The sequence below is a fragment of the Lysobacter sp. MMG2 genome (genome assembly GCF_016735495.2).
Taxonomy (GTDB): domain Bacteria; phylum Pseudomonadota; class Gammaproteobacteria; order Xanthomonadales; family Xanthomonadaceae; genus Lysobacter_J.
This window is the reverse complement of the sequence record NZ_JAERQY020000006.1, coordinates 50,829-69,788: the sequence shown is the minus strand read 5'-3', so window position 1 is coordinate 69,788 and position 18,960 is coordinate 50,829. Positions and strand designations below refer to the sequence as shown.

The following is an 18,960-nucleotide window of genomic DNA, read 5'->3' as shown; positions in this document are numbered from 1 at the left end:
GTGCGCTTCGCTTACCCGGGCTACGCTCGTTGTCCACGCACCCGCGTCGATGGGAAGGCGGTAAACGGGCCGGAGGAAGCGGCGTCCTGGGCGGGTGTCGTACCGGCGCCCGCCGCCACAGGAAACCGCCACTCCGGGCCGTCACACAAGCAGCTGGTTGTACTCCGGATGCCGCTCCACCCACGCCGCCGCATAGGCGCAGCGGGGATGGACGTGCCAGCCCTGCGCCTTGGCGTACTCGAACGCCGCACGCACCAGCTCGCCAGCGATGCCGCGCCCGCCGATGGCATCGGGCACGCCGGTGTGGGCGATGATCATCTGGTCGCCCTCGCGGCGGTACTCCAGCACCGCCATTTCGCCGTCCACCGTGACGGAGAAGACGCCGGAGGCGGGGTCGTGCTCGATCTCGTGCGTGGTCATGGCATCGTCGTGAGGGAAGGAAACGGGATCATCCGCGCAAGCGGCTCAACGCGCATCGCGTTTGCCCTGGTTCTTGCGATCCAGCGAGCCCATCTGGCCCTGGATCGCCTGCAGACGGGATTCGGCGGCATGCAGTTCGTTGGCCTTGGCGGCCGCGCTCTCGGACTGGAAGCCCGGCTTGGGCACGTGCGCATGGCCAGGATCGAGCTGCTGCCACGGCTGCGGCTGGTGGTCGCGCTCGTGCTTGAGGGCCAGCAGCTCCTGGGTGTTGGCCAGCGCCTGCTCGGGCGTGATCTTCGGCCGACGCGGCGCCCTCGCCTTGCGGACGACGGGCGGCTTGGCGGCCGTCGCGGCCTTGCCCGCGACCGGGCGCGGCGTCGCGGTCCTGCGCGGGACTTTCTTCGCGGGTGCCTTCGTCGTTGCGGTCTTGCGGACGACCTTCTTGCCAACCTTCTTGGCTGCGGCCTTGCGGACAGCCTTCTTCGCGACCTTCTTGGCTGCGGCCTTGCGGACGGCCTTCTTCGCGACCTTCTTGGCCTCGGCCTTGCGAACGGCCTTCTTGGCGACCTTCTTCGCGGCGGCCTTGCGAACGGCCTTCTTGGCGACCTTCTTCGCGGCGGCCTTGCGAACGGCCTTCTTCGCGACCTTCTTCGCGGCAGTCTTGCGGGTGGTCTTCTTCGCGACCTTCTTGGCCGCGCTCTTCCGGGTGGCCTTCTTGGCGACCTTCCGGGCGGTCTTCTTCGTGGTCTTGCTGGCCGCCTTGCGGGCGCTCGTCTTCTTGCCGGCCTTCCTCATCGCCATGCCTGGGCTCCTGGCACTGTCGGGAATTCGGGCATACCACGGGCGGCATTCATGCCGGGTGAGCGCTGGGGCCATTCCGACCCGACGCGTCAGTCCGTTCGAACCCGTCGCGACGGGATCTGACGGAGCGCGTCACGTCCCGGCACGAAAATCCACTCATAGACGTGTGGCACGGAATCTGCGTGACCAATTACCGGAAATCGCGCTCCGGAGGACCGCCATGAACGTGCACCACCTCACGCTCGACCACGTCAGTGACGACGCCCTGATGACCCGCCTGTACGAGCTGGCCCGCGCCGGCCGCCAGACCGTGGAGACCGCGCAGATCGACGCGGAGGTCTACGCCCGCCTGATGCAGACCTACGGCGAAGCCGCACCCGATACCGCCCGCGTCGCCGCGTGACCTCGCCGGGCGTCACGCCCGGCCAAGACTTCGCGCACCGCGCCCGGCTCAGTTGCCGAACGACGGATTCATCAGCCGCTCGATGAAGATCGCGCCCACGCGCGGCTCCATCAGCAGCATGAACAGCACGCCGTAGATCGCGCCCGACAGGTGCGCGCTGTGATTGATGTTGTCGCCGCCGCGCTTGTCCATCCAGAACGAGTAGCCCACGTACATCACCGCGTACAGGATGGCCGGCATCGGCAGGACGAACACGATGATCCGCGCCCACGGCTGCAGCAGGATGTAGGCGAACAGCACCGCCGACACCGCACCCGACGCGCCCAGGCTGCGGTAGGTCGGATCGTGCCGGTGACGCAGGTATGTGGGCAGGATCGCGATCACGATCGCCGACAGGTAGAACAGCACGAAGCCGATCGGCCCGATCAGCTGGCTCATCACCGCTTCGATCACGCGGCCGAAAAAGTACAGCGTGATCATGTTGAACAGCAGGTGCGACCAGTCGGCGTGGATGAAGCCGTGGGTCAGCAGGCGGTCGAACTGCTTCTTTCGCTGGATCGCCGGCGGCCACAGGATCAGGCGATCCAGCAACGCGGGCCGTTCGAATGCGAGCCAGGACACCAGCACGGTCACGGCGATCAGGATGAAGGTCAGCATCGGCTACGGTTCCGGAGTGTCGGCGGATCAGGCGGCGCGGTAGTTGTCCTGCATCGGATAGCGCCGCGCGTAGAGCGCGAACGCCGCCGCCGCGAGGAAGGCGAATAGGGCGAAGAAGAACATCAGGAAGGCGTTCTCGCTCAGGCCGGTGCTGCCGATGTGCGACATCACCGCTTCGTTGCGCACGCCGGCGTTGGTGAGCAGCACCCACAGGCTGCCGAAGGTGCTGGACAGGTACCAGAAGGCCATGATCACGCCCTTCATCGCCTGCGGCGCCTGGCTGTAGGCGAATTCCAGCGCAGTCGCCGACACCAGCACTTCGCCGAAGGTCAGCAGCGCGTACGGCAGGATCTGCCACGCCAGCGAGACCGGATCGCCCCCGTCGATGTAGAGCTGCAACGCGCCGGCGATCACCCACGCCACGCCGGAGAACGCGATGCCCGCGCCCATGCGGCGCAGCGCGGTGGGCTCGAAACCCATGCGCTTGAGGGCCGGATACAGCACCAGGTTGTTGAACGGGATCAGCAGCATCACCAGCGCCGGGTTCAGCGCCTGCATCTGCGCGGCGTCGCGCACCAGCCAGCTCGGCCACCACCACGCATCGTGCGGCATCGCCATCTGGTTGCCCTGCAGCACCCACGTCGACGCCTTCTGGTCGAACAACGACCAGAACGGCGTGGTCAGCGCGAACACGATCAGGATGCGCAGCACGGCGCGCACGCCGTCCACGGCGGCATCCGGATGCGTGCCGCGGGCGCGATCGAGCTGCATCGAGGTGCCGATGCCGCCGAAGGCGATGACCGCGCCCAGCGCAAGGCACGCGGAAATGACGAAACCGAACGACTCCGGCCACCAAGACAGTCCCACCGTCGCATGCAGCGCCCAGCCCAGCAGCAGGCCGACGGCCAGGGCGAAGCCGGCCATCGCGACGATGAAGCCCGCCCGTCCCTGCCCCGGCGCGAGCAGCGCGGTGCGCGCGACGTGCAGGAAGGAGTCCGGATCCGACGAGGCCGGCGGCACGTTGATGTACTGCTTTCGGCCGAGCCAGAAGATGAAGGTCGCGATGAACATCAGCGCGCCCGGGATGCCGAACGCCACGGCCGGCCCGTATTCGCGCAGGAAGATCGGCATCAGCAGCGAGGCGAAGAAGCTGCCGAAGTTGATGATCCAGTAGAAGCCGTCGAACACCTTGCGCGCGAGGTGCTTGTTGGTCTGGTCGAACTGGTCGCCGACGAAGGACACCACCAGCGGTTTGATGCCGCCCGAGCCGAGCGCGATCAGGAACAGGCCGGTGTAGAAGCCGTTGCGGTGGTTCTCGAACAGCGCCAGGCACGCGTGGCCGGCGCAGTAGATCAGCGAGAACCACAGCACCGTGCGGTATTTGCCGAAGAAGCGGTCGGCCAGCCAGCCGCCCAGCAGCGGGAAGAAGTACACGCCGATGACGAAGGTGTGGAAGACCTCCTTCGCCATGCCGCCGCGCTCGGCTTCGGGCAGGTAGGCCAGCAGTACGCTGGAGGCCAGGAACTGCACCAGGATGTTGCGCATCCCGTAGAAGCTGAAGCGCTCGCAGCCTTCGTTGCCGATGATGTAGGGAATCTGGCGCGGAAGCTTGGCGCTGCTTTCGGCCGGGGCTGCGGTCGCGGGAATCGTCATCCGGTTGTGCCTGTGCTCGTGGTCGCCGCGAGTCCCTTCGCACGGCGGGGAGCCCGCCCCGCGCGATTCACGGGCGGCGGACAAAAAACAGGCGGAGTCAGGCTCCGCCGTGCCCGGAGAGTACCAAGGGGGCGCCGGCAAGCGAAGACTTGCATTCGGGGCCGGGACCGGCGGGGACCGCACCTTCGCGGTGCTCGGCCGCCTGCCCTCATCCGCCTGCCGGCACCTTCTCCCGCGCGCGGGAGAAGGGCTACTCCGGAGCCTCAGCCATCCATAGCCCCTCTCCCGCTGGCGGGAGGGGGCTTGGGGTGAGGGCCGGCGGAGTGTCACCGTCGAAGGACGACGGCCTGAAACGCCTTACTCTGCAATATCCGCCGCGTCGTCCAGCGAACCCCCGCCCTCGCCCTCCGCCACCGCCGTCTCATCGACGGCCGCGCCGTCCGCGTCCGCCGCGCCCTGCACCTCCAGCGTGTACTGGAAGTTCTGCATCGACTGCCGCGGCCCTTCGCGATAGCCCGCGGCCACGGCGAGCGTGTGCTGTCCGGGCGGCAGCGGCTTGAGCATCAGCCAGTAGCCGTCGGTTGCGGCGGCCGGCGTATCGGCCGAGACCGCGAAGCACGTCGTGCCCGCCACGCGCATGCGTTTGAGCTCGCCGATGGGCCGGCCGTCCAGCAGCACCAGTCCGGTGAAGACGTGATCGGCCAGGCGCGCCGCGCTGGCCTGCTTCTGCGTGCACGAGGTCGGCGGCGCTTCCGTGTCGTTCACCTCGCTGTCGTCGGAGGCGACGATCCAGTTGATCAGCGGGAAGAACACGTGCTTGTCGGCCGGAATCGAACAACTGCGCACCGCGTCGAAGCGGCCGTCGGTGCCGGCGAGGAACCACACCGGTCCGTCCTGGTGCAGTGCGCAGCGGCTGCCGTCCCTGTCCTGGTACGGCGCGGAGTGGTCGAAAAGACCGGCCCACTGCCACCAGCGCTGCACCCACTGCGTCTGATTCAGATCGGCCACGCCGGTTTCGGCCGGTACCCAGCGGTCGTCCAGGCTCACCACGGGCGCGGGCGGCGGGGCATCGGGCTGCTTGGCCCAGCCCAGCTCCTCGCGGATGTCCTGCACTTCCTTGCAGCCGCTGGCCGACAGTGCCGCGACGACGCACGCCGCAGCCATCACGGAACGAAGATTCAGGCCCATTCGGTCAACCCCTCGCGTTCGTAAAGCGTGCGGAACGACGGCCGCGCCTTCATGCGCTGCGCCAGCGCGGCCAGATGCGGCCACTCGTGGGCCGGCCGCGGCATGCTGCGCGTCCAGCGCATCAGCATGGTCAGGTAGAAGTCGGCCGCGCTCAGGCGCTCGCCGAGCAGGTACGGCCCGTTCGCCGCGAGGTGCGCGTCCAGCCGGTCCCACGTCGCCTCGATGCGACGCCGCGCGCCGTCGCGCACCATGTCGGCACGTTCGCCGTCGATGTCCTGCGGGTACCACCACAACCGCAGCGGCGATTGCAGCGTGTTGGCCACGTTGAGCATCCACTGCAGGTACGCGCCGCGCTGCGGGTCGTCCAGTGTCGGCGCCAGCTGCGCCTGCGGATGGCGATCGGCAAGGTGCAGCACCAGCGCGGCGGCCTCGTACAGCGGCTGGCCATCGACCACCAGCGTGGGCACCACGCCGTTGGGATTGAGCGCGAGGTACTCCGCGCTCTTCTGCTGGCCGGCCTGGGTGTCCACCAGGCGCAACTCGTGCGGCACGTCCAACTCGATCAACAACCAATGGACGACCAGACTCGCCGCCCCCGGCGAGTAGTAAAGGCTGTACATACGTCATTCCCCCGGAACGAGGCGCCATGATCGCACGCGTGCGCGCGCCGCCAAGCCCCCGCGCATGCGCAGAGTGTTACCGCCGTCGCCAATGCGCGAATTTCGCGCCGCGTCCACCGCCCGCGTCGGAAGGTTGACGCTCCGCCCATACACGCACTGCGATGACCCTGACGGAATACCGACGCAAGCGGCAATTCACCCGGACCCGCGAGCCCGAACCCGGCAAGCGCGTGCCGCAGGGCAAGCGCGCGATCTTCGTCGTGCAGCTGCACCACGCCAGCCGACGCCATTACGACTTCCGTCTGCAGATAGGCGATGCGCTCAAGAGCTGGGCCGTGCCCAAGGGCCCCAGCTACGATCCGGACGTGAAGCGCATGGCGGTGGAGGTGGAGGACCATCCCGTCGACTACGCGACGTTCGAAGGCGACATTCCGAAAGGCCACTACGGCGGCGGCCACGTCGCGCAGTTCGACCACGGCGTGTGGGCGACGAAGTACGACCCCGAAGCCCAGCTCGCCAAGGGCCATCTGCGCTTCGAACTGTTCGGCGACAAGCTCAAGGGCGGCTGGCATCTGGTGCGTTCGAGCAAGCCCGCGCGGCAACCGCAGTGGTTGCTCATCAAGGAGAAGGACGAGTATGCCGGCACGCTGGAAGCCGACGACCTGCTCGCCGACGTCACGCCACCTCCCGAAGACGACGCCAAACGCGCCGGCCGCGGCAAGGCCGTTCGCCAGCGCCGCAGCGACGTGCCCGTGCAGTCGGCGACGAAACGTCGCGACTGGGCGAAGCTGGCGATGAAACTCACCGGCGCGCGAAAGGCCGCCGCGCCGACGGAGTTCTTCGCACCGCAACTGGCGCGACTCGGCGAGGCGCCACCGCCCGGCGACCAGTGGCTGCACGAAATCAAGTGGGACGGTTATCGCATCGTCACCACGATCGCCAAAGGCAAGGCGCGCCTGTGGTCGCGCAACGCGCTGGACTGGACCGGCAAGGTGCCCGAGATCACCGGCGCGATCGAAGCGCTGGGGCTGAAATCCGCTGCACTGGACGGCGAGCTGATCGCCGGTCGCGGCACACGCGAGGATTTCAACCTGCTGCAGGGAACGCTCTCCGGCGAACGCCAGGGAACGCTGTCGTATGCGATGTTCGACCTACTGCACATCGACGGCGTGGACATCGCCGATGCGCCGCTGATCGAACGCAAGGCCTTGCTGGAGCAACTGCTCGGCAAGGGCACGCGCCACCTGTCGTACAGCTCGCACGCGATGGGCGATGGCGTGCAGGCATTCGAACTGGCGGGCGAGCAGCACTTCGAAGGCATCGTGTCCAAACGCGTCGATCGCCCCTATCACCCGGGTCGCGGCGACGACTGGCGCAAGACCAAGTCACTGCACAGCGACGAATACGCCGTGGTCGGCTGGACGGCGCCGAAGGGCAGTCGCAGCGGTTTCGGCTCGCTGCTGCTCGCCACCCCCGATGAACGCCACGGCTGGGCCTACGTCGGCCGCGTGGGCAGCGGCTTTTCCGACGCGATGATCAAGGACATCAGCAAGCGGCTCGGTCGCGATGGCACGAAGGAGCCCACCGTCTTCGTGCCCGAGAACGACACCGACCTGCGTTCGGCGAAGTGGTTCGAACCGCGCTTCGTGGTGGAAGTGAACTACCGCGGCGTCGGCGGGCAAGGCCTGCTGCGCCAGCCGTCGCTGAAGGCGATCCGCGACGACAAGTCGGTCGACGATCTGGGCGACAGCGATCGCGCGCAGACGAAACCGACCTCCGCGCGCGCGAAGAAGACGGCGAAGAAGAGCGCGGGCAGCACTTCACGCACTGCCCCAAAACTCACCAGCCCGACCAAGGTGATCTACCCCGACGACGGCTACACCAAGCTCGACGTCGCGAACTACTACGCGGCGGTGATGGACCACCTGCTGCCCGAGATCGCCGGCCGTCCGCTGTCGGTGATCCGCTGCCCCGGCGGCACGGGCCAGGCGTGCTTCTTCCAAAAGCACCACACGCCGGGGATGGAGCTGGTCCGCTTCGCCCGACTGAAAGAAGAAGCCGGCAACAACGCGAACTACCTCGTGGTGGACGATGCGGCGGCGCTGATGGAGCTGGTGCAGTTCAACTCGCTGGAGTTCCACCCGTGGGGCTCGCACGCGGACGATCCGGATCGCGCCGACCGCATCGTGTTCGACCTCGACCCCGCGCCGGAGCTGCCCTTCGCCGAGGTGAAGCGCGCCGCGGTGGACGTGCGCAAACGGCTGGTGGAACTGGAGCTGGAATCCTTCCTGCGCACCACCGGCGGCAAGGGATTGCACGTGGTGGTGCCGTTGAATCCCGGCAACGACTGGTCGCTGGTGAAGCGCTTCGCGCAGAGCTTCGCCGAGGTGATGGCGCAATCCGAGCCCGAGCGCTTTCTTTCCGTCGCCAGCAAGCGGCTGCGCAACAAACGCATCTTCATCGACTACCTGCGCAACGGCCGAGGCGCGACGGCGGTGGCTTCGTACTCCCTGCGCGCCCGACCGCGCGCACCCGTGGCGATGCCTCTGGCATGGAGCGAACTGGCGAAGCTCACGCGCGGCGACGCGTTCACGATCGCGGACGTGCCGGCGCGGTTGAAGCGGCGAAGGAAGGATCCGTGGGCTGGGATGGGGAAGCTCGAGCAGGACCTGAGGCGGATTGTCGACGAGTAAGGGATTGCTGGAGCGCCTTCGACACTTGGGTGGTTCGTTGAAGACAACGGGAACTCCCTCTCGCGTGAACCATGTCACGTGACATAGGTTGTCGGTAAGGGAGTGCCCGCGCGCTTACCGGAGTTCCCATTCTCCACGGGCCTGGATCCCGGCCTTCGCCGGGATGACGGTCGATTTGCGGTGGCGGTGGCGGTTGCGGTTGCGGTTGCGGTTGCGGTTGCGGTTGCTGTTGCGGTTGCTGTTGCTGTTGCTGTTGCTGTTGCTGTTGCTGTCGAACAGCCTTTCAGGTCCCTAGCCCCGAAGGGCGCCGCACATGGATGTGCGGCGGTGAGCGCTGAGCCATGGATGGCGAATCGCGAACGCGCCCTTGCTCCTTCCGGTCGTGGGATTGATCTGGGCCCACTGCCCTTTCTTTTGGTTACTTTTCTTTGGGCAAGCAAAGAAAAGTGACCCGAGCGGCGCAGCCGATCGGAAGCTTTGTTGTTGCTTTGGTCTGTGCTCGAAAAGAGCGCTAGAGCCAAATCAAAATGGATTCCAGCTTTCGCTGGAATGACGGGGACGTGGGTTGCCGCAGAGGGAGTGCCCGTGCGCGACGGGCCTGGATCCCGGCCTTCGCCGGGATGACGGTGACGGGGTTCACCGCTATCGAAGTGGCCGCACGCTACGGGCCGGGGCCCCAGCCTTCGCCGGCATGACGGAACAGCCGCCCCCTTACCCCTCCTTCCGCGACGCCTCCGAATCCACCACATTCCCCTTCGGCAACTCCCCCATCACATGCGAGCCACACTGCGCCCGCACCCACGCCGCACTCACCGGCTCGCGCGCCACCACACGCTTCACCAACGGCACCAACTGCTCGCCCAGCAGGATGCCGAGCAACCCCACCAGCGCCACCACCGGCGGCGCAGGCGAACGCACGTTGAGCAGGCCATAGATCACGCCGACCAGCAGGCCCACGGCCAGCGACAACAGATACAGCTTCATCGCACGCCTCCAGCACCGCGCCCGCGCGCATCACCGCGATCACAACAGCGGCGGCGCGACCCGATCTTGCACGCCCGTGCGCAGTGCCCGTTCACACCATCGTGTTGCCGCCTGCCGTGGCCGCAGGCAACGGCAGTCCCGGCGCACCGCCGACGAAATGACGCACCACCGGCGCGCTGCCCGGTTCGAGCAGCGCGACGATCGCGTCCTGCACGTGATGCTCGTCCTGCGTCACGCGCTCGTGCTGGCGCAGATGCTCCAGCCATGAGCAATCGACGAAGTGCTCCATGTACACGCCCGGCGCGGCGGTGTCCTCGGCCACGCCCCAACTCACCGCGCCGTTGCGACGGCGCCCGTGGCCGAGCGTCCTCATCAGCGCGAGGAACTCGTCGCGACGATCCAGCCGCACGCGGTATTCGATCGCCACCAGCACCGGCCCACGATCGCCCGAGACGTCATGACCGACGATGGGCTGCGGCCAATGCCCGGACGGCGTGACATCCACCTGTGCCGCCGCGCCCAGACGAAAACGCAGGCCGAACAGCGCCGCGACGACCGTGCCCGCCGCAGCGATCAGCAACGTTCGCGGCGTGCCGATCGCCTGCGCCAGCGTGCCCCAACCCAGGCTGCCCAACGCCAGCCCCGCCGAGAACACCACGATGTACAGCGACAGCGCACGCGCGCGCACCCACGCCGGCACCGACGTCTGCGCCGCGATCTGCAACGACGAGAGCACGGTGATCCAGGCGAATCCGTTGACCAGCGACACCGGATACAACAGGCGCACGTCGCGCAGCAGCGCCAGCGCAGCGATGCAGCCCGCATAGGCCAGCGTCGCCCACAGCACCATGCGGTCGGTGTCCATCCGGCGGCGCAGTCGCGGCAACAGCAAGGCGCCGCTGATGGCCCCCACTCCGACGCACCCCAGCAGCAGGCCGTACGCACCCGCGCTCGCACGCAGTTCCTGGTTGACCACGATGGGCAGCAGCGCGGTCAGCGCACTGGCGAAGACGAAGAAGCTCCCGGCCTTCACCAGCACCGACTGCAACACCGTCGCCTGGCGCGCGTAACGCCAGCCGGCGCGCAGCGCGACACCGAAGGTTTCCGGCGGTAGCGTCGTCGGCGACGGCGCGCGTTTCCAGCGCCACAGCACCACCATCACGCCGAGGAATGACACCGCGTTGATCGCGAACGCCCACGCCACGCCGGCCTGCGCGACGATCAGCCCGCCCAGCGCGGGGCCGATCGCACGCGCGATGTTCATGCTCAGCGAACCCAGCGCCACGGCCGACCCGAGCATCGCGCGCGGCACGAGTTCGGGCGTGGTCGCCTGCTGCGCGGGCATCGCCATCGCCGCGCCGATGCCGAGCGCGAAGGTCAGCGCGACCAGCGTCCACGGCGTCATCAGACCCGCCTGCGCCAGCACCGCCAGCACCGTGGCGACGATGAACATCCACAGCTGCGCGAGGATCAGATAGCGACGGCGGTCGACGATGTCCGACAACGTGCCCGCGACGATCGCCAGCAGCACCACCGGCAGCGTCGTCGCCGACTGCACGGCCGCCACCATGAAGGGCGAACCGGTGGTCTCGGCCATCACCCACGCGGCGGCGACATCGTGGATCCACGTGCCGATGTTGCCGGCCAGGATCGCCAGCCATAGCGCGCGGAACGTAGGCACGCGCAGCGGCGACCAGGGGCCCGTCGTCGCGCCGCCGCTTTCGGCCACGTTGCTGCTGGACATCCGCACCTCCGCACGCTGGTCGTTGCCGGTTCGCCCGGCCGGTTCCGACGCTAGGGGTTCACGTGGCCGCCGCCCACCCCCAAACGGGGGACGACCGGCCTGCGCGCCGTGTCGCCGGTTCATCTGCCGTGGGAACGTTGATGCCCACGGTTTCCTCACGCACGCCGAACAATCCGGCGAGCATCCTCCGCCGTCCGGAGCGCGAGCATTCGCAATGGGGACTTCACAGGGATGCGGTCGGCCTGTTGGCCGTCCCGATACCGTTTGCTCCGGGCAAGCTGTCCCGCCCGTGCGAACGGGCCCACCCGAGGAGGTCCACCGTGATCAAACAGGCCCTGAGCGTCCTTGCGCTGGCATGCGCGCTGCCCGCCGCCGCGCACGCCGCACCCGGTTCGCGCACGATCGGCGTGAACGTGCTGCTCAACACCGATGCGACACCCGCGATCCTCGCGCAGCTGGGCGCGCAGGGCACGGTGCGCGAAGTGCTCACGCAGATCGATGCCGTCACCCTCAAGACAACCGAAGCGCAGCTCGCCTCGGTGCGCGCCCTGCCCTTCGTGGTGGCCGCCAATCCCGATGCCGAACGCAAGGGCGGCCCGATCGACACCGTCAGCGCCACCAGTTTCGCCAATGGCCTGAGCACCTGGGACCAGGACGCGGTGGACGTGACCAGCCTCGGGCTGGGACGCACCATCGCCTACGACGGCGGCGGTGTGTACGTGGCGGTACTCGACACCGGCCTGCTCGATTCCTGGCGCCAGTACTTCCCGCAGGAGCGCATCGCCACGCAGTTCGCGAAGGCCTTCAATGGCGGTGGCGGCGAAAACGGCAACGTGTCCGAACCACCCAACAAGTGGGAGCACGACCAGAACTCGCACGGGACGCACGTGACCAGTTCCATCCTGGGTTACAGCCTCAACGGCACGCCGATCAACGGCACCGCACCGCGCGCCAATGTCATTCCGGTCAAGGTGCTCAACCAGAACGGTTCGGGCTGGTCGTCGGTGGTCGCCGCCGGCATCGTCTACGTCGCCAATCTCAAGGCCGGCGGCGCCTTGGGCACTTCGCCCGTCGTGATCAACATGAGCCTGGGCGGATCGGAGCTGGATGCCGTCGAGAAGGCGGCCATCGACTATGCGATCGCGCAGGGCGTGGTCATCGTCGCTTCGGCCGGCAACGAGGGAGAGGCCGGCATGGGCTATCCCGGCGCGTATGCGCCGGTGGTGTCGGTGGCGGCCTCGGGCTGGAACAACCAGTGGAAGCCCGGCGCCGACGGCAATCCGGCCAACTGGTGGAACGCCGACGATGTGGCCGATCCGACCACGACGACGGATTTCCACATCGCCGATTTCTCCAGCCGCGAACTGGCCGGACAGGACCTCGACGTGGCAGCGCCCGGTTCGTGGGTGGTGGGCCCGTACCAAACGCAGAGCGGCAAGCGTTCGTACTTCTACCTCAGCGGGACGTCGATGGCCTCGCCACACGTGGCCGGCATCGCCGCACTGATGCTGCAGAAGAATCCGGGCCTGGTGCAGGCCGATGTCGAGGACATCCTGGAAAGCGCCGCATTGCCGATGGCCGCCGGTTGCGCGCTGCTGTCGCAGCCCTCGGGCCCGGCCGAACAGACGTGCTGGGGTGCCGACGCCACGGGCTCGGGGTTGATCACTGCCGCCAATGCGCTGTCGCTGACGCCGTAACGCGCGCCTGTCCCCTCTCCCGTTCGCGGGAGGGGGGTGGCCGCGCAATCACGCGGCCGTGTGCGCCCACGGCGCCTTCTCGAACTTCTTCACCAGGTGCTCGATGAGCACCTGCACGCGCGCCGGGCGCACGCGCCCCGGCGGCGTGACCACGTGCAGCGCGATCGGCGGCGGCGACCAGTCGGGCATCACGATCTCCAGCTTGCCGGCCTTGAGTTCGCGCCACACCAGGAATTCCGGCTGCAACGCCAGCCCCAGCCCGGCGAGCAACGCCGGATTGAGCGCCTCGGCGTTGTTCACGCGCAATGGCGCCGCCACGCTGATCGAGAAATCGCCGTGCTTGCGATGGTGGAACCGCCACGCGTTGCCGAAGCGCGAGAGCGTGTAGAACAGCGCGTTGTGCTGCGCCAGCTCGCGCGGATGGCGCGGCCGCCCGTGCGCGTCGAGGTACGCAGGCGATGCGACCAGCACGATGCGCACGCCGCACAACCGCCGCGCCAGCAGGCTCGAATCGGCCAACGCCGAGATGCGCAGCGCCAGGTCGAAACCGCCGCCGACCAGATCGACCAGGCCGTCGTCGAAATCCACTTCCAGCGACACCTCCGGATGGCGCGCCATGAACTCCGGCAGCACCGGCGCCAGGTGTTCGATGCCGAACGACATCGGCACCGCCATGCGCACCGTGCCGCGCGGGCTGGTGGCCTGTGCAGTGATTTCGGCCTCCACCGCCTCGCCCTCGGCGAGGATGCGGCTGGCGCGTTCCAGCGCGCCGCGGCCGCTCTCGGTCAGCGACATGCGCCGCGACGTGCGGTGGAACAGCACCGTCTTCAGACGCGACTCCAGTCGCGTGATCGCCTTGGACACGGTGGCCTGCGAGAGGGTGAGTTCGTTCGCCGCGCGGGCGAAGGAGCCGGTTTCGGCGACCTTGGCGAAGATCGCCCAGGCTTCCAGATCGGGCAGTTTCACGGAGGGCCTCCGGGCGCGAACCCATCATGCAAGGAATGGAATGGATCATATTCGATCCGTTCCATTCTCAGACGACCGGCGGACGCCTATCGTGGCGCCACTGTCCAAACCCGGAGCAAGACCATGATCGAGCATCGCCCGTTCAACCGCCTGGGTGGAGCCAACCACGGTTGGCTCGATGCCAAGCATCACTTCTCGTTCGCCAACTACCACGACCCCGCCCGCATGGGCTGGGGCGCGCTGCGGGTCTGGAACGACGACACCATCGCCGCCAACACCGGCTTCCCGCCGCACCCGCATTCGGACATGGAGATCATCACCTACGTCCGCGACGGCGCGATCACCCACCAGGACAACCTGGGCAACAAGGGCCGCACCGAAGCAGGCGACGTGCAGGTGATGAGCGCCGGCACCGGCATCACGCACGCCGAGTACAACCTGGAGCCGGGCACCACGCGGATCTTCCAGATCTGGATCATCCCCGACGCCCGCGGCGGCGCGCCGACCTGGGGCAGCAAGCCCTTCCCGAAGGGCGACCGCTCCGGCCGCTTCGTGACGCTGGCCAGCGGCATCGCCGGCGACGAGGACGCGCTGCCGATCCGTGCGCAGGCGCGCGTGCTGGGCCTGAACCTCAAGGCCGGCGAATCGGCGCAGTACGACTTCGGCGACAACCGCTTCGGTTACCTCGTGCCGGCCACGGGCGCGGTCGAAGTGAACGGCGTGCGCATCGAAGCACGCGACGGCGCGGCGATCCGCAATGAAGGCGCGATCACCGTGACCGCGCTGGAGGACGCGGAAGTGGTGCTGGTGGATTCGGCGCCGTAAGGCGCACGAATCCTCCCCACCGCCCGAGCTCCCTCCCCTGCCTGCAGGGGAGGGTTGGGGAGGGGTAGCGAAGCCGCGTAGCGGCAAGCATCACGGCGACGACGCGCAAAGCGTCGGCGCTGTCGCGCCTCTCCCCCTCCCAACCTCCCCCTGCACGCAGGGGGAGGGGCAACTGCAGCAACGCGCGGAACAACCGCAACCGCGTCCAATCCTCTCCCCCGCCCCGCCCCGCATCGTGGCGCCCTGGGGCACGTTCGTTCACCCCACCCTCACCAAGGAAATCCCATGGCCAAGATCCTGGTCCTCTACTACTCCGCGTACGGTCACGTCGAAACGATGGCGCAGGCGATCGCCGAAGGCGCACGCGGCGCCGGCGCGAACGTCGACATCAAGCGCGTGCCCGAACTGGTGCCGCAGGACGTCGCCGAGCGTTCGCACTTCAAGCTCGACCAGGCCGCACCGATCGCGAAGGTCGACGAACTGGCCGATTACGACGCCATCATCATCGGCACCGGCACGCGCTTTGGCCGCATGTCCTCGCAGATGGCCAACTTCCTCGACCAGGCGGGCGGCCTGTGGGCGCGCGGCGCGCTGCACGGCAAGGTCGGTTCGGCCTTCACGTCCACCGCGACGCAGCACGGCGGCCAGGAAACCACGCTGTTCTCGATCATCACCAACCTGCTCCATTTCGGCATGGTGGTGGTGGGCCTGGACTACGGCCACGCCGGGCAGATGCGCCTGGACGAAGTCACCGGCGGCTCGCCTTACGGCTCCAGCACCATCGCCGGCGGCGACGGCTCGCGCCAGCCCACGCAGAACGAACTCGACGGCGCGCGCTACCAGGGCCGCGTCGTCGCGGAGACCGCGATCCGCCTGCACGGCTGACGCCCAACCTTCCGGCCGGCGTCGCGACGACGCCGGCCGGCAGCAACGCCAGGAGAGCACGATGGCCACACCCTCGCCGCTTCCGCGCTACCCGCTCAACCACACCGCGTTGCTGTTCGTCGATCCCTACAACGATTTCCTCGCCGAGGACGGCAAGCTCTGGCCGCGCGTCGCCGACGTCGCGCGCTCGGTCAACCTGCACGAGCATCTGCGCCAGATCACCGCCGCTGCACGCGCGGCCGGCCTGCGCGTGTTCATCGTCCCGCACCACCGTTCCGAACCCGGCGATTTCGCCACCTGGGATCACGCCACGCCGTACCAGCTGGGCGCGGCGCGCGCGCAGGTGTTCGCCGCGGGCACGCATGGCGGCCAATGGCATCCGGACTTCGCCCCGCAGCCGGGCGACATCGTCGTCAAGGAACACTGGGGCGGCAGCGGTTTTGCCAACACCGACCTGGACATGCTGCTCAAGCAGCACCGCATCAGCCACGTCATCCTCATCGGCATGATCGCCAATACCTGCATCGAAAGCACCGCGCGCTTCGCCAGCGAGCTGGGCTACCACGTCACGCTGGTGCGCGATGCGACGGCGGCGTTCAGCCCCGAGGCCATGCACGCCGCACACGAAATCAACGCCCCCGCGTTCGCCCATGCCGTGCTGACGACGCAGTCGTTGCTGTCGGCGCTGGCGCACGCCTGACCTTCCCCACCCGAGGATCACCCGATGCCCACCGCCAAGACCGCCGCCGGCCAGCAACTGCTCACGCCGCAGGACCACACGCTCGTGCTGATCGACCACCAGTCGCAGATGGCCTTCGCCACGCGCTCGATAGACGTCGCCACGCTGCGCACCAACGTCGCGCTGGTGGCGAAGGCGGCCGCCGGCTTCGGCGTGAGCGCCATCGTCACCACGGTGGCGGAGAAGTCGTTCTCCGGTCCGTTGTTTCCCGAAGTCACGGCGGCTTTCCCGAAGGCCAAGGTGCTCGATCGCACCACCATGAACTGCTGGGAAGACGATCAGGTCACCACCGAGGTGAACCGCATCGGCAAGGGCCGGATCGTGTTCGCCGGACTGTGGACCAGCGTGTGCATCGTGGGGCCGGTGGTGTCCGCGCTCGATCAGGGCTTCGAGGCCTACGTCATCGCCGACGCCTGCGGCGACGTCACCGACGAAGCGCACGAGCGCGCGATGCAGCGCATGATCCAGGCCGGCGCACGACCGATGACCGCCCTGCAGTACATGCTGGAACTGCAGCGCGACTGGGCGCGCGCGGCGACCTACGACCTCACCACCGGCATCGCGCACGAAATGGCCGGCGGCTACGGGCTGGGCATCCAGTACGCCAAGACCATGTTCGGCGGTTCCGAAGGCGGTCACTGAGCCCGTGGATACCGCGCGCCGCCGCGTTCTGGAAGCGGCCCTGGCGGGAACATTGCTGGGTTGCGCGCCGGCCACGCGGCGCACGCCATCGCAGGGAGGACACGTGGCCGAAACCAACGCAGATCTGATCGTCTTCAACGCGCGCATCGCCACGCTCGATGCGCGCACACCGTCGGCCACCGCGCTTGCCGTGGCCGGCGGACGTGTCATCGCCACAGGCAGCGATGCCCAGGTGCTTGCGCATTCGCACGACGCCACGCGGCTTATCGACGCGCGCGGACGGCGCCTGATTCCCGGACTCAACGACAGCCACACGCACCTCATCCGAGGCGGCCTCAACTACAACCTGGAACTGCGCTGGGACGGCGTGGGCAGCCTGGCCGATGCGATGGCGATGCTGCGCGAGCAGGTCGCGCGCACGCCCGCGCCGCAGTGGGTGCGCGTGGTCGGCGGTTTCAGCGAGGAACAGTTCGTCGAGAAGCGGCTGCCGACGCTGGACGAACTCAACGCGGTCGCGCCCGACACGCCGGTGTTCATCCTGCACCTGTACGACCGCGCCCTGCTCAACCGCGCCGCGTTGCGCGCGGTGGGTTACACGAAGGAGAGCCAGGACCCGCCGGGCGGTCGCATCGAGCGCGACAAGTCGGGCAATCCCACCGGTCTGCTGCTGGCTCGACCCAACGCGCTGATCCTCTACGCCACGCTGGCCAAGGGCCCGAAACTTCCGCCGGAGTACCAGCGCAATTCCACGCGCCACTTCATGCGCGAACTCAACCGCCTGGGCATCACTTCGGTGATCGACGCCGGCGGCGGTTTCCAGAACTACCCCGACGACTACGAGATCATCCGCCAGCTGCACGCGGACGACGAACTCACCGTGCGCATCGCCTACAACCTGTTCACGCAGAACAAGGGCGGCGAGCTGGCCGACTTCGAACGCTGGAGTGCGATGCTGCAACCGCGCGAAGGCGACGACATGCTGCGCCACAACGGCGCGGGCGAGATGCTGGTGTTCTCCGCGGCCGACTTCGAGAACTTCCGCGAACCGCGCCCGGACCTTCCCCCGTCGATGGAAGGCGACCTGGAAGGCGTGGTGCGCCTGCTCGCCGCAAAGCGCTGGCCCTTCCGCATCCACGCGACTTACGACGAGAGCATCGGCCGCATCCTCGACGTGTACGAGAAGGTGAACCGCGAGGTTCCCTTCGACGGCACGCGCTGGTTCATCGACCACGCCGAGACGATCAGCGATCGCAACATCGACCGCGTACGCGCGCTCGGCGGCGGCATCGCGATTCAGCACCGCATGGCCTACCAGGGCGAGTTCTTCGCCAAGCGCTACGGCGTGGACGCGTTGAAGCGCACGCCGCCTGTGCGGCGCATGCTCGACGCCGGTGTGCCGGTCGGCGCCGGCACCGACGCCACGCGCGTGGCCAGCTACAACCCGTGGGTCGCGCTGTATTGGCTGAGCACGGGTCGCAGCGTCGGCGGCATGCCGATGTACGGCGACGACAACAAGCTCGAACGCGAACAGGCGCTGCGCCTGTGGACGCAGGGCAGCGCATGGTTCTCCGGCGAGGAAGGCGGCAAGGGCGTGCTCGCGCCGGGCCAGCTGGCGGATTTCGCGCTGCTGTCGGCGGACTTCCTGAGCGTGCCCGAGGAACGCATCCAGGGCATCACCAGCGTGCTGACCGTGGTGGGCGGGCGCATCGTGCACGGCGATGAGGAATTCGAACGCCTCGCCCCCGCCCTGCCCGCGCCGATGCCCGACTGGTCGCCCGTGCGCCGCTGGGGCGGTTACCAGCCCGGCACGCTGGGCGCGGCGGCGGCAACGCTGACGCATGCGCATTCGCACGGCGATGGCGGCAGCTGTGGCGTGCATCGCCACGCGCACGCGGCCCATTTCGATTCGCCAGGCGACCTGCGCGGCTTCTGGGGCGCGCTGGGGTGTTCGTGTTTCGCGTTCTAGCAAGTAATCCGTAGCCCGGGTAAGCGAAGCGCACCCGGGACAACTGTGAAAAGTCCGCCCCGCCAAACCTTCGAGGT

17 protein-coding genes are annotated in these 18,960 nt (G+C 68.2%); 8 read left to right on the top strand and 9 right to left on the bottom strand.

The annotated features are described in order from the left end of the window. Window positions 1-141: 141 nt before the first annotated feature. Window positions 142-420, bottom strand: a complete 279-nt coding sequence (locus tag JI752_RS18245) for a GNAT family N-acetyltransferase (RefSeq protein WP_216966862.1) — start codon at window positions 418-420, stop codon at window positions 142-144. Window positions 421-465: 45 nt separating this feature from the next. Next, window positions 466-1,221, bottom strand: a complete 756-nt coding sequence (locus JI752_RS18240; protein ID WP_216966860.1) for a hypothetical protein — start codon at window positions 1,219-1,221, stop codon at window positions 466-468. A 220-nt stretch (window positions 1,222-1,441) separates the two neighbouring features. Between JI752_RS18240 and JI752_RS18235 the strand changes: the two genes are divergently transcribed. Beyond that, a complete protein-coding gene (locus JI752_RS18235; protein WP_216966857.1) occupies window positions 1,442-1,624 on the top strand; it encodes a hypothetical protein in 183 nt (60 codons plus the stop codon). Window positions 1,625-1,672: 48 nt separating this feature from the next. Here JI752_RS18235 and JI752_RS18230 read toward each other — a convergent pair whose 3' ends face one another. The 4 genes from JI752_RS18230 to JI752_RS18215 all read right to left on the bottom strand — a co-directional run bounded on the left by JI752_RS18230 (window position 1,673) and on the right by JI752_RS18215 (window position 5,742). Further along, window positions 1,673-2,281: a rhomboid family intramembrane serine protease gene (locus JI752_RS18230; protein ID WP_216966852.1), complete on the bottom strand. Its 609-nt coding sequence runs from the start codon at window positions 2,279-2,281 to the stop codon at window positions 1,673-1,675. Window positions 2,282-2,308: 27 nt separating this feature from the next. Then, window positions 2,309-3,934, bottom strand: a complete 1,626-nt coding sequence (locus JI752_RS18225) for an oligopeptide:H+ symporter (protein WP_216966850.1) — start codon at window positions 3,932-3,934, stop codon at window positions 2,309-2,311. A gap of 357 nt (window positions 3,935-4,291) precedes the next feature. Continuing rightward, on the bottom strand, window positions 4,292-5,122 hold the full coding sequence (locus JI752_RS18220) for a hypothetical protein (RefSeq protein WP_216966846.1): 831 nt from the start codon (window positions 5,120-5,122) through the stop codon (window positions 4,292-4,294). Then, complete coding sequence (locus tag JI752_RS18215) at window positions 5,113-5,742, bottom strand: glutathione S-transferase family protein (protein WP_216966844.1); 630 nt, start codon at window positions 5,740-5,742, stop codon at window positions 5,113-5,115. Before JI752_RS18215 ends, JI752_RS18220 begins: the two co-directional genes overlap by 10 nt. Before the next feature lie 161 nt (window positions 5,743-5,903). Between JI752_RS18215 and ligD the strand changes: the two genes are divergently transcribed. Next, entirely contained in the window at window positions 5,904-8,435 is a 2,532-nt protein-coding gene (ligD, locus tag JI752_RS18210) for a DNA ligase D (protein WP_216966841.1), read from the top strand. 711 nt (window positions 8,436-9,146) lie between these two features. Here the strand turns inward: ligD and JI752_RS18205 are convergent. Both JI752_RS18205 and JI752_RS18200 read right to left on the bottom strand, forming a co-directional pair. Further along, window positions 9,147-9,419: a DUF1427 family protein gene (locus JI752_RS18205; protein WP_216966838.1), complete on the bottom strand. Its 273-nt coding sequence runs from the start codon at window positions 9,417-9,419 to the stop codon at window positions 9,147-9,149. Window positions 9,420-9,510: 91 nt separating this feature from the next. After that, window positions 9,511-11,163 carry an MFS transporter gene (locus tag JI752_RS18200; RefSeq protein ID WP_216966835.1) on the bottom strand — a complete coding sequence of 551 codons (1,653 nt, stop codon included), beginning with the start codon at window positions 11,161-11,163 and terminating at the stop codon, window positions 9,511-9,513. Window positions 11,164-11,483: 320 nt separating this feature from the next. Between JI752_RS18200 and JI752_RS18195 the strand changes: the two genes are divergently transcribed. Continuing rightward, the gene (locus JI752_RS18195; protein ID WP_216966832.1) at window positions 11,484-12,860 is read left to right on the top strand and encodes a S8 family serine peptidase; all 1,377 of its coding nucleotides are present in this window, start codon (window positions 11,484-11,486) and stop codon (window positions 12,858-12,860) included. A 48-nt stretch (window positions 12,861-12,908) separates the two neighbouring features. Here JI752_RS18195 and JI752_RS18190 read toward each other — a convergent pair whose 3' ends face one another. Continuing rightward, window positions 12,909-13,826: a LysR family transcriptional regulator gene (locus JI752_RS18190; RefSeq protein WP_216966829.1), complete on the bottom strand. Its 918-nt coding sequence runs from the start codon at window positions 13,824-13,826 to the stop codon at window positions 12,909-12,911. A 123-nt stretch (window positions 13,827-13,949) separates the two neighbouring features. Here JI752_RS18190 and JI752_RS18185 point away from each other — a divergent pair, with 123 nt between their 5' ends. From JI752_RS18185 to JI752_RS18165, 5 genes are all read left to right on the top strand, one after another. Then, window positions 13,950-14,651: a pirin family protein gene (locus JI752_RS18185; protein WP_216966826.1), complete on the top strand. Its 702-nt coding sequence runs from the start codon at window positions 13,950-13,952 to the stop codon at window positions 14,649-14,651. 285 nt (window positions 14,652-14,936) lie between these two features. Continuing rightward, entirely contained in the window at window positions 14,937-15,536 is a 600-nt protein-coding gene (gene wrbA / locus JI752_RS18180) for an NAD(P)H:quinone oxidoreductase (protein WP_216966823.1), read from the top strand. 61 nt (window positions 15,537-15,597) lie between these two features. Continuing rightward, window positions 15,598-16,236, top strand: a complete 639-nt coding sequence (locus JI752_RS18175) for an isochorismatase family cysteine hydrolase (protein ID WP_216966820.1) — start codon at window positions 15,598-15,600, stop codon at window positions 16,234-16,236. A gap of 24 nt (window positions 16,237-16,260) precedes the next feature. Next, complete coding sequence (locus JI752_RS18170; protein WP_216966818.1) at window positions 16,261-16,917, top strand: hydrolase; 657 nt, start codon at window positions 16,261-16,263, stop codon at window positions 16,915-16,917. A gap of 103 nt (window positions 16,918-17,020) precedes the next feature. Then, window positions 17,021-18,883 (top strand): amidohydrolase, encoded by a 1,863-nt coding sequence (locus tag JI752_RS18165; RefSeq protein ID WP_342315636.1) that lies wholly within the window; start codon window positions 17,021-17,023, stop codon window positions 18,881-18,883. The last annotated feature ends 77 nt before the right edge of the window (window positions 18,884-18,960 follow it).

Excerpts from the sequence above, each read along its gene's own strand:
- JI752_RS18245 (WP_216966862.1), bottom strand. The coding sequence starts at position 420 with ATGACCACGCACGAGATCGAGCACGACCCCGCCTCCGGCGTCTTCTCC.
- JI752_RS18240 (WP_216966860.1), bottom strand. The coding sequence starts at position 1,221 with ATGGCGATGAGGAAGGCCGGCAAGAAGACGAGCGCCCGCAAGGCGGCC.
- JI752_RS18235 (WP_216966857.1), top strand. The coding sequence starts at position 1,442 with ATGAACGTGCACCACCTCACGCTCGACCACGTCAGTGACGACGCCCTG.
- JI752_RS18230 (WP_216966852.1), bottom strand. The coding sequence starts at position 2,281 with ATGCTGACCTTCATCCTGATCGCCGTGACCGTGCTGGTGTCCTGGCTC.
- JI752_RS18225 (WP_216966850.1), bottom strand. The coding sequence starts at position 3,934 with ATGACGATTCCCGCGACCGCAGCCCCGGCCGAAAGCAGCGCCAAGCTT.
- JI752_RS18220 (WP_216966846.1), bottom strand. The coding sequence starts at position 5,122 with ATGGGCCTGAATCTTCGTTCCGTGATGGCTGCGGCGTGCGTCGTCGCG.
- JI752_RS18215 (WP_216966844.1), bottom strand. The coding sequence starts at position 5,742 with ATGTACAGCCTTTACTACTCGCCGGGGGCGGCGAGTCTGGTCGTCCAT.
- ligD (WP_216966841.1), top strand. The coding sequence starts at position 5,904 with ATGACCCTGACGGAATACCGACGCAAGCGGCAATTCACCCGGACCCGC.
- JI752_RS18205 (WP_216966838.1), bottom strand. The coding sequence starts at position 9,419 with ATGAAGCTGTATCTGTTGTCGCTGGCCGTGGGCCTGCTGGTCGGCGTG.
- JI752_RS18200 (WP_216966835.1), bottom strand. The coding sequence starts at position 11,163 with ATGTCCAGCAGCAACGTGGCCGAAAGCGGCGGCGCGACGACGGGCCCC.
- JI752_RS18185 (WP_216966826.1), top strand. The coding sequence starts at position 13,950 with ATGATCGAGCATCGCCCGTTCAACCGCCTGGGTGGAGCCAACCACGGT.
- wrbA (WP_216966823.1), top strand. The coding sequence starts at position 14,937 with ATGGCCAAGATCCTGGTCCTCTACTACTCCGCGTACGGTCACGTCGAA.
- JI752_RS18175 (WP_216966820.1), top strand. The coding sequence starts at position 15,598 with ATGGCCACACCCTCGCCGCTTCCGCGCTACCCGCTCAACCACACCGCG.
- JI752_RS18170 (WP_216966818.1), top strand. The coding sequence starts at position 16,261 with ATGCCCACCGCCAAGACCGCCGCCGGCCAGCAACTGCTCACGCCGCAG.